13 protein-coding genes are annotated in these 13,599 nt (G+C 65.1%); all 13 read right to left on the reverse strand.

Annotated elements, in window-relative coordinates:
- Position 1 precedes the first annotated feature (1 nt).
- Positions 2-2,026, reverse strand: a complete 2,025-nt coding sequence (locus CO675_RS18015) for a hydantoinase/oxoprolinase family protein (protein WP_198964653.1) — start codon at positions 2,024-2,026, stop codon at positions 2-4.
- 194 nt (positions 2,027-2,220) lie between these two features.
- Positions 2,221-3,180 carry an AraC-like ligand-binding domain-containing protein gene (locus CO675_RS18020; protein ID WP_198964644.1) on the reverse strand — a complete coding sequence of 320 codons (960 nt, stop codon included), beginning with the start codon at positions 3,178-3,180 and terminating at the stop codon, positions 2,221-2,223.
- A 106-nt stretch (positions 3,181-3,286) separates the two neighbouring features.
- Positions 3,287-4,252: a LysR family transcriptional regulator gene (locus tag CO675_RS18025; protein WP_097673235.1), complete on the reverse strand. Its 966-nt coding sequence runs from the start codon at positions 4,250-4,252 to the stop codon at positions 3,287-3,289.
- Positions 4,253-4,463: 211 nt separating this feature from the next.
- Entirely contained in the window at positions 4,464-5,441 is a 978-nt protein-coding gene (locus CO675_RS18030) for a 5-oxoprolinase subunit C family protein (RefSeq protein ID WP_097673346.1), read from the reverse strand.
- Positions 5,431-6,306, reverse strand: coding sequence for a 5-oxoprolinase subunit B family protein (locus CO675_RS18035; protein WP_097673236.1), 876 nt, complete (start codon positions 6,304-6,306; stop codon positions 5,431-5,433). The genes CO675_RS18030 and CO675_RS18035 overlap by 11 nt, the downstream gene beginning before the upstream one ends.
- 43 nt (positions 6,307-6,349) lie before the next feature.
- Positions 6,350-7,750, reverse strand: coding sequence for an acetyl-CoA carboxylase biotin carboxylase subunit (locus tag CO675_RS18040; RefSeq protein ID WP_097673237.1), 1,401 nt, complete (start codon positions 7,748-7,750; stop codon positions 6,350-6,352).
- Positions 7,751-7,763: 13 nt separating this feature from the next.
- Positions 7,764-8,006 (reverse strand): acetyl-CoA carboxylase, encoded by a 243-nt coding sequence (locus CO675_RS18045; RefSeq protein WP_021082329.1) that lies wholly within the window; start codon positions 8,004-8,006, stop codon positions 7,764-7,766.
- A 40-nt stretch (positions 8,007-8,046) separates the two neighbouring features.
- On the reverse strand, positions 8,047-8,775 hold the full coding sequence (locus CO675_RS18050) for a LamB/YcsF family protein (protein ID WP_097673238.1): 729 nt from the start codon (positions 8,773-8,775) through the stop codon (positions 8,047-8,049).
- A gap of 90 nt (positions 8,776-8,865) precedes the next feature.
- On the reverse strand, positions 8,866-10,053 hold the full coding sequence (locus CO675_RS18055) for an ABC transporter substrate-binding protein (RefSeq protein ID WP_097673239.1): 1,188 nt from the start codon (positions 10,051-10,053) through the stop codon (positions 8,866-8,868).
- Positions 10,054-10,083: 30 nt separating this feature from the next.
- Positions 10,084-11,157 (reverse strand): branched-chain amino acid ABC transporter permease, encoded by a 1,074-nt coding sequence (locus tag CO675_RS18060; protein ID WP_097673240.1) that lies wholly within the window; start codon positions 11,155-11,157, stop codon positions 10,084-10,086.
- 3 nt (positions 11,158-11,160) lie between these two features.
- On the reverse strand, positions 11,161-12,075 hold the full coding sequence (locus tag CO675_RS18065) for a branched-chain amino acid ABC transporter permease (protein ID WP_097673241.1): 915 nt from the start codon (positions 12,073-12,075) through the stop codon (positions 11,161-11,163).
- A 1-nt stretch (position 12,076) separates the two neighbouring features.
- Positions 12,077-12,799 carry an ABC transporter ATP-binding protein gene (locus CO675_RS18070; protein ID WP_097673242.1) on the reverse strand — a complete coding sequence of 241 codons (723 nt, stop codon included), beginning with the start codon at positions 12,797-12,799 and terminating at the stop codon, positions 12,077-12,079.
- Complete coding sequence (locus CO675_RS18075) at positions 12,796-13,569, reverse strand: ABC transporter ATP-binding protein (protein ID WP_097673347.1); 774 nt, start codon at positions 13,567-13,569, stop codon at positions 12,796-12,798. Before CO675_RS18075 ends, CO675_RS18070 begins: the two co-directional genes overlap by 4 nt.
- Positions 13,570-13,599: the final 30 nt, after the last annotated feature.

Below are 13,599 nucleotides of genomic sequence, written 5' to 3' on the forward strand. Positions count from 1 at the left end.
TTCACTCCTTCACGCGGATGATGATGTTGAGATATTTGTCCACCTCGGCGCTGGCTCCCGGCGGCACCACAGTCGTCGCGTCGAGCTGCTCGATGATCGCGGGGCCCTGAAAGGAGAAGCCGCAGGGTAGGTCGTCGCGCTGATAGACGGGCGTATCGAGCCCGCTGCCCTCGAACCAGACCCTGCGGCGGCCAATCGGCTCGGGGCTAGCGCCGGTCGGCTTGTGAATGGCAAACTCGGCCTTGGGAACCACACCGACCGCCTTCAGATTGAGACGGAAGAAGCTGACCGGCGCGCTGTCGCGGCGGAAATTGTACTCGCGCTGGTGCTCGGCGTGGAAGCTCTGCACCAGGTCGGCGATCGCGCCGATCGGCTGCGGTGCGTTCACCGCGAGCGAACGCCACTGACCGCGATACATCATGTCGATCGACCGCTGCAGCACGATATCCTGCTGCGCGACGCCCTCATGGGTCAGCCGTGCGAGCGCGGCTTTCTCGAGTTCGGCGAACTGCGCTTCGATCTCGGTGGCGTCGGCGTCGGCCGCGTCGACCATGCAGCTCTGCGAGAAATCGTGCTGCATGTCGACGAGCAAGCATCCGAGAGCGGAGGTCACGCCGGGATTGGGCGGCACAATCACGACGGGAATCGCCAACTCGCGCGCGACGTCGACGCCATGCAGGGCGCCGGCGCCGCCGAACGCCACCAGCGCAAAGTCGCGCGGGTCGTAGCCGCGACTGATCGAGATCAGCCGCACCGCATCCGACATGTTGGCATTGGCGACCTTGACGATGGCGTCTGCGGCCTCGTGCAGGCCGAGGCCAAACGGCTTGGCGACGCCGCTCTCGACGGCTTTCCGCGCCAGCTCGGGGTCGAGCTTCACCTTGCCGCCGGCGAGGTCGGTGCCGAGCCGGCCCAGTGTCACGTTGGCGTCGGTGTTGGTGGGCTGGGTGTTGCCGTTGCCGTAGCAGGCCGGTCCCGGGTGGGCGCCGGCCGATTGCGGACCGTTGCGCAGGGAGCCGGCCGGGTCGGTCCAGGCCAGCGAGCCGCCGCCGGCGCCGATGGTGAGCACCTCGATCGAGGCGAAGCGGATCGGGTAGCCGAATTCGATGTGCCAGTCCTTGGTGACGCGCGAGCGGCCCTCATAGGCAAGCGACACGTCGGTGGACGTACCGCCCATGTCGAGGCCGATCGAATTGGGGAAGCCGCACAGGCCGGCGATGTAGCGGCTGGCGATCGCGCCGGCGGCGATGCCGGAGCCGGCGAGGCGCGCCGCGAAGTCCTTGACGCTCGCCGGCGTCATCACCCCGCCGCCGGTGTGCAGCAGCAGGAGATCGCGGGTGTAGCCCTCGTGCGCAAGGCGTTCGCCGAGCCGGCTCGTGTAATTGACGACGACCGGGCTCACGACGGCGTTGGCGACCGTGGTCGAAAATCTTTCGTGCTCGAAGATCTCGGGAAGCACCTGCGAGGAGATCGACACCGGAATGTCGGGCATTTCCGCCAGCAGGATGTCACGCATCGCACGCTCATTGGCGCCGTTGAGATAGGCGTTCATGAAGCAGACCGCGACTGCGGCGACGCCGCGTCGCTTGAGGATGCGGGCCACCTCGCGTGCCGCCTCGACGTCGAGCGGCTCGATCACCTTGCCGCCGGCATCGACGCGCTCGGGCACGGTCAGGCGATCGCGCCGCGGCACGTAGGGCCGGACAACGTCCTTGTAGGTGTCCCAGAGGTCTTCCTTGTTGGCGCGCCTGATCTCGATCACGTCGCGGAACCCCTTGGTCGTGACCACGGCGGTGCGGGGCAGGCGGCGGGTGATCAGCGCGTTGGTGGCAACTGTCGTGCCGTGTGAGAACAGCGCCACCCTGGAGAGATCGATGCCGGCCTTGGACACGCCGCCCATGATGCCTTCGATCGGATCGCGCGTGGAGGAGGTCTTCTCGATGCGGATGAGGCCCGTCGTCTCGTCCATAATGCAGATGTCGGTGAACGTGCCCCCGACATCGACAGCCACACGAAGGTCCTGCACCATGCGTCTTCCTTTCGAACAAGCGTTTCGCTGATCTTAGGCAGAGCGGCGGCCCGCCTTCTTGACGCTGAGCGCAGGAAGACTTGTGCGAGAGAGCGAACCGCATGGCGGGCCATGCGTGCTGGTGCGGGCGGCGGGTTGCCCGGGAAGTGGTCAGGTTAGCCGGTCAGATGGGTGCGGTTGCGACGCCGTGTTCAGGCGTTGGCGGCGCGCGAGGTGGCGCGCGCCTCGCTCGGGGTGCAGCCGAACCGGCCGCGATAGTTGCGGCTGAATTGCGCCTGGTCGGCGAAGCCCCATTGGTAGGCGATTTCCGAGATGCTCTTGCGGCAGCTCGCGTCGCGCAGCAGGGCGTCGCAGATCGATAGCCGCTGGTTGCGGATGTAGGCGCAGACGGTCAGGCCCTCACCTTCGAAAATCTGGTGCAGATAGCGCAGCGAAATGCCGCAGCCGTCGGCGACCATCTGCGGCGTCAGCCGCATGTCGTCGAGGCGGGTACGGATGAACTGCTCGCAGCGCAGCAGATGGCCATTGCGCACCGAGGACGAGTGGCCGGTGAGCACGCGGTCGTCGGACTCGATGGCCATCGCAAGCAGCTCGATGAGGTGCTTGCCCATCATCGCGCGCGCGGTCTCATCCATTTCCTCGATCCGCTCGCCGGAGAGGCGCAGCGTGTCGACGAACAGCGCACCGACGCTGCGGCTGGCGTCGAATTGCAGCGTGGCGAGACGCTCGGGCCGCGAAATCCGGCTGCGCAGCACCGCGCTCGGGATCTTCAGACACCACAGCGCCGTCGGATCCTGATGGCTGAACTCATAGGGGAGGTGGCTACGCTCGATCAGGAACGCGCCCGGCCGGCAGTGCACCACCTTGCCGTCCTGCTCGAAGCGGATTTCGGCGAGCTCGGGCACCGTGATCAGGAAGGATTCCTCCCGCTCGTTCAGGAGATGCCGCTCATGCCGCTTGTACAACAGGCCGTTGGCGATGTTTCGCGAGACCGAGAGGGGGCCCATCGACCAGGCGCCGAGGCGCGCATCGAAGTCGCGCGTGCTCGGGAAGCGCAGGTCGAGCGAGTAATAAGTCTTCGAGACGACCTCCTGCCAGTATTGGCGGCGGGTCTGCAACGGGATGTCCTTGGTCGTGTAGGTGACTTGCATGTCTCACTCCCCGCCGCCGGCTGTGCCTCCGGTCGTCGTGTCCCTGGCCAAAGTTTGGCGAGGACTGCCGGACGGCGTCAAGTCGAATAAAACGGAAACAGATAGTCTAGATTCCGATCGCCTCCTCGGCCTGGTGCCGGTGATCCATGCTGACCGGAGGCCGGGCCGGCCCGACGCCCGCAACTGCAAAGCGCATGAAATCACGGAACGCCATCGCGGCTTCCGACGGCCTGGTGTCGCGCCGCCAGGCAAGACCGATGTCCATGCTGGGCACCTCGTCCTCGATGACGCGGGTCTCGATCCGCTGTCCTTCCAGCGACCAGGGCCGGTAGATCAGGTCGGAGAGAATGGCGATGCCCATGCCGCCTGCGACCATGGAGCGCACGGCTTCGACCGAGGAGGTGCGGAAGATCGTGTTCGGTTCGAGCGAGGCGTTGCTCCAATAGCGCATCGAGGTGTGCTTGGCCTCGTCGACGGTGAGCATGACATAAGGATAGGTTGCGATGTCGGCGAGATGGACCCGCTCGGCGCGGGTCAGCGGATGCTCGGGCGCAAGCCAGAGGCGGCGCGGCGATCGCAGCAGCGTCTCGCTGGTCAGCTTGGCGTTGTCGCGCAGGTTCGAGACCAGCATCACCGCGAGATCGAGCGCGCCGTCGACGATCGCACGTTCGAGCACGTCGCGTGGCGCCTCGAACAGCTCGATCGTGATGCCGGGAAAGCTTGCCTGGAAGCGTTTCTGATGGCGCGGCAGGAAATAGCCCGACACGGTATAGGTGACGCCGATGCGGACCGTCCCGAACAGCGGTCCCGCCGACATCTGCGTGTTCCGCACCGCTTCGGCGACGGCGGCGAGGATTTGACGGCCCTGGGACAGGAACCGGCTGCCCTCCATGGTGACGGTTACGCCGTTCGGCGCGCGCTCCAGCAGGCGGGCGCAGACGGTCGCTTCGAGCTGCTGAATGGCCGCGGTGACCGCGGATTGCGAGACGTTGAGGTCGATGGCCGCCTGGCTGATGCGCCCGGTTTCGGCGGCGGCGACGAAGTAGCGGATCTGTTTCAGAGAAACGGACATCGCGGTTGTTCCGATGTTGCCTAACTCATGAGCGGTGTTTCTCAGCCCGGCTGCATTCGTTGCAACTCTCGTGCCGACAGGTGCAGAGCGCGCGGTGACGTCTATGTCAGGCGCGAAAGGCCGCAACCGACGGCCTGAAGCCTGGAATACGCGCGGTCACCCCGGATCGGTGGCCGCGGTCTTTGGCGGATAGGGACGCGGCTGCCGGCGGCTACGCCAGCGCGTTGTGCAGCTTGCCCAGCAATTCCGACCGGCTTTTGCGGGCCGCGAGCGCCTGGTTCATGTCGACCTTGACGAACTTCACCGGCGTATTGGGTTGCAGCTGGCCGATCAGATCCATGTCCGCGGCGATCACGGTCCCGACCATGAAGTAGCCGCCGCCGGAGACTGCATCACGATGCAGCACGATCGGTTCGGTGCCGCCGGGAACCTGGATCGAGCCGTAGGGATAGCAGGCATCGGTGATGTTGGACGGGTCGGACCCGGCGCCGAACGGCGGTTCGCGCGGAACGAATTCGAGCGGCTTGCCACCCTTGAAGCGGTAGCCGATCCGGTCGGCTTCCGGCGCCACCTTCCAGGTGTCGGAGAAGAAGCCGTCGCCGGCCGCCTCGGTGATGCGGTGCCAGTAGAGCCCGGGCATGGCGCGCAGTTCCGTCGGCATCCCTGCCGGTTGTCCGCGCAAATCCCTGGCAACGCTGCGTCCGTCCTTGCCCGTCGCGGCGGCACTGCCGATCGGCAGCTCGTCGCCGGCCTCGAGCTTGCGGCCCTTGAAGCCGCCGAGCGCGCCGAGCGCGTAGGTCGAGCGCGAGCCGAGGACGACGGGCACGTCGATGCCGCCGGCGACCGCGATGTAGCCGCGCGCACCCTGCTTGAGGAAGTCGAAGGAGAGGATCTGGCCGCGCTTCACCCTGAAGCTGGTCCAGGTCTCGCGCGGCTCGCCGTCGAGTTTCGGCGGCAGCTCGGCGCCGGTGATCGCGACGGTCGCGTCCGCGGTGAATTCGAGCTCGGGTCCCATGAACACGGCTTCGAGCACGGCAGCACCCGCCTCGTTGCCGACCAGCAAATTGGCCGCGACCAGCGCGTGACGGTCCATAGCGCCGGAGAGCGGGATGCCGATGTGATAATAGCCCGGACGTCCGAGATCCTGGACGGTGGTCGCAAGACCCGGCTTCAAAACCTTAACGGCCATGGAGAACTCCATCGAGCTTGGCGTTGTAGGCATCAACGTCGCGGTTGAATTCGGTCAGCGAGAACAAGACGTCGCGGATCACAGGCGCGAAGCGGCCGGCGTCGACGTCGGCGACCGCCGCGTCATAGGCCGCCCGGTCGATCGGCTTCCACTTCACGATGTCGCCCGGCTTGAACAGGCACATGAAGTCGCGCAGATAGCTGATGTTCTGGTTGGGATCGTAGATCGGCATCGGCGTGATGCCGAACATCTGATAGCCGCCGGCGCCGCGCACCGAGTAGATGCAGCTGAAGCAGCCGCCGTGCCCGACGGTGAGCTTCGGCGTATCGGTGCGAGGGCGCAGATATTTCGGCGCCTGTAGCTGCCGCTTGCGCTCGACCATCTGGTAGAGGAAGGGCAGGCCGGCCACGAAGCCGACCATCGAGACGAACCAGGGCGCGCTGGAATGTGCCTTGATGAAGGCTTCGACGCTATCGAGGCCGTTGATGCGCGCGGCGTATTCGAGGTCGGTCCCGTTCGGATCCTGATGACGCTCGCGGAAGCGCATCAACGTCTCATGCGTCCAGGGATCGTTGTAGAGCACGGGAATCTCGATGATCCGCGTCTTGATCACCGGTTCCGATTTCTCGGATGCGGAGTCCAGCCGCTTCAGCTCCGTCAGCAGATCGTCGGGCTTGATCTGGTCCGGATCGAACTTGACCTGATAGGACGCGTTGGCCGGGCAGATCTCGGTGACGCCCTTGATCCTCGCATCGCGCACCGCGTTGGTGATGAAGAGGCTCTTGAAAAAAGCCTCGAGCGACATCGCTTCGCCGACCTCGGCAAAGATATGCTCGTCGCCGCCGAAGGAAAATCGGGTTTGCATGACTAGCGGCCTCCTGTTGCTGACGGGGCGGATTCTCTTGCCATCATGGCGCGACCTTCGCGGCCGATGGCGGCTGAGCGGTGGCAAGGCCGGCGGCATGGGATTCCAGCCATGGTTCGAGCCAAGCCGTATGGAAGCGTCCGGCCTTGACGTCGGCGTCGCGCGCCAACGCCTGGTACAGGGGCTTTGTCGTGGAAATGCCCTCGACGCTGAGTTCGGCGAGCGCGCTTTCGAGTCGTCTGATGGCGCTCGGTCGATCCTTGTCGTGCACGATCAGCTTGCCGAGCAGGCTGTCGTAGAACGGAGGCACGGTGTAGCCCGCATAGAGCATGCTGTCGAAGCGCACACCATCGCCGCCGGGTACGCTGAGCGCGCTGACCGTACCCGGATTGGGCAGGAAGTTCCTGGCGGGGTCTTCGGCGTTGATACGGACCTCGACCGAATGACCGCTGACACGCACTTCGTTCTGACGAATACGCAAGGGCTCACCGCCGGCGATCCGGATCATCTCGCGCACGAGGTCGATGCCGGTGACCATCTCGGTGACGGGATGCTCGACCTGGATGCGGGTGTTCATCTCCAGGAAGTAGAATTCGCCGGTCCTGTCGTCGTAGAGATATTCGAGAGTCCCGGCGCCACGGTAGTTGACCGCCTTGGCCAGCGCCACGGCGGACGTACAGAGTTTTTCACGCACGGCCTGGGTGAGCGAGGGCGAGGGGGCTTCTTCCCAGACCTTCTGGCGGCGCCGCTGCAACGAGCATTCGCGCTCGAAGCAATGGATCACGTCGCGTCCATCGCCGAGCACCTGGACCTCGATGTGCCGTGCGCCTTCAATCAGCTTCTCGACGTAAAGCCCGCCGTCGCCGAAGGCCGCGAGCGCCTCGGCCTGCGCCTGTGGCATCAGATGATGAAATTCCTCGGCGGAACGCGCGATGCGGATGCCGCGTCCGCCGCCGCCGGCGGCGGCCTTGATCATGACAGGGAAGCCGGTTTTCTCGACCAGCGCGAAGGCGGCCTCCACCGACTCCAGCCGCCCCTGACTGCCGGATACGGTCGGTACACCGGCCGAGGCGGCGGCCTCGCGCGCCGCGACCTTGTCGCCCATCAGTCGGATCGATTGCGCGGTCGGCCCGACGAAGATCAATCCGGCCGCTTCGACCGCGGCCGCAAACTCGGCATTCTCGGCCAGGAAGCCGTAGCCGGGGTGGATGGCGTCGGCACCGGAGCCCTGCGCCGCTGCGAGGATGGCCGCCTGGTTGAGATAGGATTTCGACGCCTGCGGCGGACCGATATCGACCGACTCGTCGGCTAGTCTCACCGCGAGCGAATCCTTGTCGGCCTTGCTGTAGACTTGGACGGTCGCAATGCCGAGATCGCGCGCTGCGCGGATGATGCGCACCGCGATCTCGCCGCGGTTGGCTATGAGGAGCTTCTTGATCGCCATGGCTGGTCGGGGCTCAAACGTCGATTTCGGCGATCGGCTGGCCGGCCATCACGGCATCCTCGTTCTCGGCCAGGAATCGAACGATCTTGCCGGCGGCGCCGGCCTTCACCTCATTGAACGATTTCATCACCTCGATGAGGCCGATCGTGTCGCTCTCCGCGACGACGTCGCCGTCGTTCTTGTAGACCGGCTTGTCGGGGGCGGGCTTGCGGTAAAAGATGCCCGGGAGCGGCGAGAAGATCTGCTGCGTTGCCATGGTTTCCTCGTACGGTGATTGGTTTCTTTGCAGCGACGGCTCAGCGTGCGGTGAGATAGGGGCGAACCGCTTCGCGGACGGCCTCCGCGATGGCGACGGCGTTCGGCGTGTCGGAGTGGATGCAGATCGAATCGGCGCCGACCACGATGTCGTTTCCCGCCACCGTACGCGTCTTGCCCTCGTTGACGGCTCTCGCGCATCGGGTGGCGGCGTCGGCCGGATCCTTCGCCTCGTGCTCGCGGGTGATGATCAGGCTGCCGTCGGCATTGTAGTCGAGATCGGCGTAGTATTCGGCGACGAAGGCGTGACCGCGACGCTCATAGACCTGCTGGTGCAACGTTCCCTTCATGCCGAGCAGCGGCACCTTGTAGACATCGGCGGCGTCGGCCACGGCTTCGGCGATGTCCTCGTTGCGCGAGGCCATGCCGTAGAGCGCGCCGTGCGGCTTGATGTGATTGAGCGCCATGCCTTCGGCATCGAGGAACGCCTTGAGGGCGCCGATCTGGTAGAGCAGGCAGTTGGCCAGCTCCTCTCGGGTGATCTTCATCTCGCGGCGGCCAAATCCCTGCAGATCCGGCAGCGAGGGGTGCGCGCCGACCTTGACGCCGAACTCCTTGGCGAGCTGCACGGTCTTGCGCATGTGGTTGAAGTCGGAGGCATGAAAGCCGCAAGCGACGTTGGCGACGTCGATATGGGGCATCAATGCCTTGTCGTCGCCCATCTTGTAGAGGCCGTAGGCCTCGCCCATGTCGCAGTTGATCACGACCATCTCCTGATTTCCTTCCAACTGGCTTTGCATACGACCGTCGCAGCCGCCCGGGGTCCGTCTGGCGCACCCCGGGGCGGGGGCGTTGCCGGGTTACTTGGACACCAGATAATCGAGCGGGATTTTTTCCGAGATCGTCCACTGGTCGATCACCTTCGGCTTGCCGGCCTCGGTGTCGACGATCAGGTAACGGCCCTGGTTCTGGTGGTGGATGTCCTTGGTGAAGGTGCGCGGCCCGAACAGCGTGGACTCGTCTTTCATCTTCTCGAGCTCGGCCACCACGGGCGCCGCATCGGTCGATTTGGCGCGTTCGACTGCCTTGGCCCAGACATCGATCAGGACGTAGCCCGGATAGACGTACTGGCTGGACGGGTCGCCGCCGGTAACTTCCTTGTACTTCTTGTTGAACTCGTTGACCTTCGGGTTCGGATCGTCGCCGTAGACCGAGCCCTGCACGGGAACATAGAAGTTCGACAGATCGGGAACGGCGTTCAACCAGTAGCTGCCGTCGACGCCCGAACCGTTGAGGATCATCGACTTGATGCCGGCGGCGCGGATCTGCTTGATGGCTGACACGGCGCCCGGCATCATCGTGCAGAGCATGATGGCGTCGGGTTCCTTCGGCAGGCTCTTGATCCGCGTGATCTGTGACGCGATCGAGGCATCGTCGTTCTTGAAGGTGTCGCTGCCGACCAGCTTGGCCTCCTTCAGGCGCGGCAGCATCCAGTCGAAGCCGTCGCAAATGCCCTTGTTGTAGACGGTCCAGCTGTCGAGCAGCCGGTAGAAGCTGCGCGCGTTCTTTTTGGTGTACGCCCATTCCGACATGGTTGCGCCCTGCACCGGTGCCAGCACCGAGGCCGAGAACGAGAACGGGCCGACGCCGGGAATGCCGGCCTTGATCGATTCCGCACAAAGGAAGAAGGAAACCTTGCCGGCGGCCTGTGCCTGCAGCGCCGCGGGCGCACCGTAGTCGTAGTCGCAGGAGACGATCACGAGATCGGCGCCCTGGTCGAGCACCGCGAGGCCGGCTTTGGCGCCTTCGGCCTGATCGGTCTTGGTGTCGGCAAACACCGGCTTGATCTTCTTGCCGAGCAGGCCGCCGGCCTTGTTGATCTCATCGATCCGGATCAGCGCCGCGTCCTGCGCCGGCTTGTCATAGGCCTGCATGAATCCGGATGCCGCGGTCGCAAAACCGACGACGATCTCGTCGGCCGCCTGGGCCGGTGTGAACCAGAGCGTGGATGCTCCGGCCAGAATGCCGAGTAATCTCGTAAAGCGCATATGCCACTCCTCCAATTTTGCAAACGAGCGTCAGTGCAGTTCCTTCAGTGCGGTCTGGACAGGCCGGGTCGGGCACCGCTGCAACGGCCATCGGCGCCAGGAGAACTCCCGGTTGCGGGTCAATCCCGTCGGCAGGTACATCAGGATCACGATGGTGATGATGCCGATCGCGATCTCCTGCACGCCGTTCGGCAGGCCGACGGTGTGCCCGCCCAGGCTGATGCCCTTCTCGAGATCACGGAACAGCTCGATCAGCACTGATATCGCGACCACGCCCGAGACGGCGCCGCTGAGGCTGTACATGCCGCCGACCACCAGCATCGACAGCGTGATGAAGGTGGTCCGAAGATAGAATGCGCCGGGATTGACGATGCTCAGGAAATGCGCGTACAGCGCGCCGGCAAGCCCGATGATGAAGGCGCTGACGACGAAGGCGATCAGCCGTTCGCGGACGATGTCGATGCCGGAGGCGCTGGCGGCGACCGCTTCGTCGCGCGTCGCGCGCAGCGCGAGCCCCGAGCGCGAGATCGAGTAGAGATAGGCGATCGCGATGGCCACGGCGCCGCCGATCCATGCGGTCCAGACATTCATGGTGGGCGGAATGCCGACGATCGAGCCTTGTCCGCCTGTCACCGAATCCCAGTTCGAATAGACATTATTGATGACGCCGAGCAGGCCGAAGGTCGCAATCGAGGCGGCTATGCCCGACAGGCGCATGATGACCCGCCCGACGATGAGCGCGAACAATGCGGCAAACAGGCCGGAGATCGGCGTCGCCACCCACATCGGCAGTTGCGCATGGAGCAGCCACGCCGGCAGGCCCTTGAGCGTGATCGACTTCATCACCGGCGGAATGGTGAGCCAGGCGGTCATGTAGGCGCCGAGGCACATGAAGCTGATATGGCCGAACGACAGCAGGCCCGAATTGCCGACGAAGACATAGAGGCCAACCACCACCATGATGTTGATGAACATCTCGACCACGGTGCGGTTGAAGGCCCGGCTGCCGAATTGATAGGAGAGGGCGGCCATGATGAGCAGCGCCACGATCAACACAATCGGCGTGATGATCGTTTGCCGGATGACGGACGGCCGCTGCGACATCGATCAGACCCTCTGCTTGGCGGATTTCGGTGCGAACAGGCCCTGCGGCCGCACCAGAAGGACGACGATGACGGCGCCGTAGACGAAAGCGTCCCGGAACACGCGGGCGTCGTGCGGCAAAGTCGCCTGGAACACGACACTGGCGGCACCGATCAGGAAGCCGGCGGCAACGGCGCCGGGAATGCTGCCGAGACCGCCGATCACGGTTGCGATGAACGCGATCAGCATCACGTTGGCGCCCATGCCGATGTCGGCGGTACCGGAATTGGTGGCCAGGATCAGGCCGATCGCCGCCGCCAGCATGCCGCTGATGGCGAAGGCCAGCAGGATCACGCCGTTGGCGCGGACCCCGAGCATACGCGCCATGGTGAAATTGTCGGCCGCCGCGCGCATCTCGAGCCCGTAGCGCGTGCGCTTCAGGAACAGGACGAGGATCACAAGCACGGCCAGCGTGATGATGATGGTCACGACCTGAAGCATCGGGATGTGCGCGCCGAAGACTTCGACCGGCAGGCCGAGGCTCGGCCACAGCGTGATCGATTTCGGCCGGCTCGAAAACAGCATCAGCAGGAGATGCCGGATGACGAAGCCGAGCGCGAAGGACGCGATCATCATCGTCGCCGGATTGGCGTTGCGGAAGCGGCGGAAGACGACGACCTCCGACAGGATGGACAGCACGGCGCCGATCAGCAGCAGCAGCGGAATCAAGAGATAGAACGGCAACTGGCCGGCAAACACGATCGCCGCCGCATCGATCGACGGCCACAGCATGGCGAAGACGCAGAAGGCGATGAAATCGCCGTGGGCAAAGTTGACGAGACGCATGACGCCGAAGATCAGGGCGATGCCAAGCGCGCCCAGCGCATAGAGGCTGCCGAGGCTCAGCGCGTCGAAGATGATCTGGAGCAGCTCGCGCATCTCAGTGATCTCCGAAGCCGAAATAGCTCTGCTTCAGGCGATCGTCCCTGACCATGTCGGCCGCGGGGCCCTCGAGCACGATGCGCCCACCGCGGATCAGGACCATGCGCCCGCCCGTCATCATGGCGCGCGTCGAGCTCTGCTCGACGATCAGCAGCGTGAGCTTGCGCTGGGCCCGCAGCCGCAACAGGATCTCGTAGACCTGATCGATGATCTTCGGCGCGAGGCCCAGCGACGGCTCGTCGATCGCCATGATGCGGGGCGCGGCCATCAGTGCGCGGCCGATGACCAGCATCTGCTGCTGGCCGCCGGACAGCATGCCCGCCGGGCTGTGGCGGCGCTCCGCCAGCATCGGGAATTCCTGGTAGACCTGATCCAGGTCGCCGGCGATTGTCTTGCGGTCGGCGCGCATGCCGGTGCCGACCTTCAGGTTCTCCTCGATCGTCAGCGCGCCGAACACGTTGCGTCCTTCGGGCACTAGCGAAAACCCGCGCCGGGCGATGTCTTCGGGCGCGGCACCGGTGATCCCTGCGCCGTCGATCAGGATGGAGCCGGAGCCTGGCGGCACGACGCCTGCGATGGCGTTGAGCAGCGTCGACTTGCCGGCGCCGTTCGGGCCGGTCACGAACAGGATTTCGCCTTCGTCGACCGTCAATGTCACGCCGCGGAGCGCCGTAAGGCGCCCATAGCTGACCGTGATGTCGTCGACGACGAGTGCGGTCATGACGCCACGGCCGCTTCGGCTGCGACCGGTGGAACCAGTTCGTCGCGCTGCGTGCCCATATAGGCATGCCGCACGGCATCGCTGTTGCGGATCTGGGCGGGCGGGCCGACTTCGATGATCTCGCCGGAATCGAGCACGAAGATGCGCTCGCAGAGCTCCAGCACGAGGCCGATATTGTGCTCGATCAGCAGCACGCCGACATTGAGCTCGGATGCGATCCTGCGGATGATGCCGGCGAGCTCGTGGCTCTCATGCTCCGACATGCCCGCCGCCGGTTCGTCGAGCAGCAGATATCGCGGCGTGCCCATGATGGCGCGGCCGATGGCAACGCGGCGCTCGTCCGTGTAGGGCAGCGCGCCGGCAATGCTGTTGGCGAGATGCGAAATGCCGAGCCAGGCCATCACCCGCTCGGCCTCGCTGATCGCGTCGGGACGGCCTTGGCCGAGGCCGACGCCGGTCACTTCCAGGTTGTCCATGACAGGCAGGTCGCGGAAAAGCCGGCCTGACTGGAAGGTGCGCGCCACGCCTTTGCGTCGCAGCATGTGCGCTGCAATGCCGTTGAGCGTTTCGCCTTCCAGCTCCACGGTGCCCGCGCCGACCGGCTGGAAACCGGTCAATACATTGATAAGGGTGGTTTTGCCGGCGCCATTGGGCCCAATCAGTCCGGCGATATGCCCCCGCGGCACGGCCAGTGTAACGTCGGACAGCGCTTTCAGGCCTTCGAATTGGACGCTGACACCGCGAGCGACCAATTCCAAACCTTCGGACATCATCTCAACGCCTTCTCACCCGGAACCGAC

This window comes from Bradyrhizobium sp. C9, from assembly GCF_002532045.1.
Taxonomy (GTDB): domain Bacteria; phylum Pseudomonadota; class Alphaproteobacteria; order Rhizobiales; family Xanthobacteraceae; genus Bradyrhizobium.

Excerpts from the sequence above, each read along its gene's own strand:
- CO675_RS18045 (WP_021082329.1), bottom strand. The coding sequence starts at position 8,006 with ATGGCAACGCAGCAGATCTTCTCGCCGCTCCCGGGCATCTTTTACCGC.
- CO675_RS18065 (WP_097673241.1), bottom strand. The coding sequence starts at position 12,075 with ATGCGCGAGCTGCTCCAGATCATCTTCGACGCGCTGAGCCTCGGCAGC.
- CO675_RS18020 (WP_198964644.1), bottom strand. The coding sequence starts at position 3,180 with ATGCAAGTCACCTACACGACCAAGGACATCCCGTTGCAGACCCGCCGC.
- CO675_RS18050 (WP_097673238.1), bottom strand. The coding sequence starts at position 8,775 with ATGGTCGTGATCAACTGCGACATGGGCGAGGCCTACGGCCTCTACAAG.
- CO675_RS18040 (WP_097673237.1), bottom strand. The coding sequence starts at position 7,750 with ATGGCGATCAAGAAGCTCCTCATAGCCAACCGCGGCGAGATCGCGGTG.
- CO675_RS18030 (WP_097673346.1), bottom strand. The coding sequence starts at position 5,441 with ATGGCCGTTAAGGTTTTGAAGCCGGGTCTTGCGACCACCGTCCAGGAT.
- CO675_RS18025 (WP_097673235.1), bottom strand. The coding sequence starts at position 4,252 with ATGTCCGTTTCTCTGAAACAGATCCGCTACTTCGTCGCCGCCGCCGAA.
- CO675_RS18035 (WP_097673236.1), bottom strand. The coding sequence starts at position 6,306 with ATGCAAACCCGATTTTCCTTCGGCGGCGACGAGCATATCTTTGCCGAG.
- CO675_RS18055 (WP_097673239.1), bottom strand. The coding sequence starts at position 10,053 with ATGCGCTTTACGAGATTACTCGGCATTCTGGCCGGAGCATCCACGCTC.
- CO675_RS18075 (WP_097673347.1), bottom strand. The coding sequence starts at position 13,569 with ATGTCCGAAGGTTTGGAATTGGTCGCTCGCGGTGTCAGCGTCCAATTC.
- CO675_RS18070 (WP_097673242.1), bottom strand. The coding sequence starts at position 12,799 with ATGACCGCACTCGTCGTCGACGACATCACGGTCAGCTATGGGCGCCTT.
- CO675_RS18060 (WP_097673240.1), bottom strand. The coding sequence starts at position 11,157 with ATGTCGCAGCGGCCGTCCGTCATCCGGCAAACGATCATCACGCCGATT.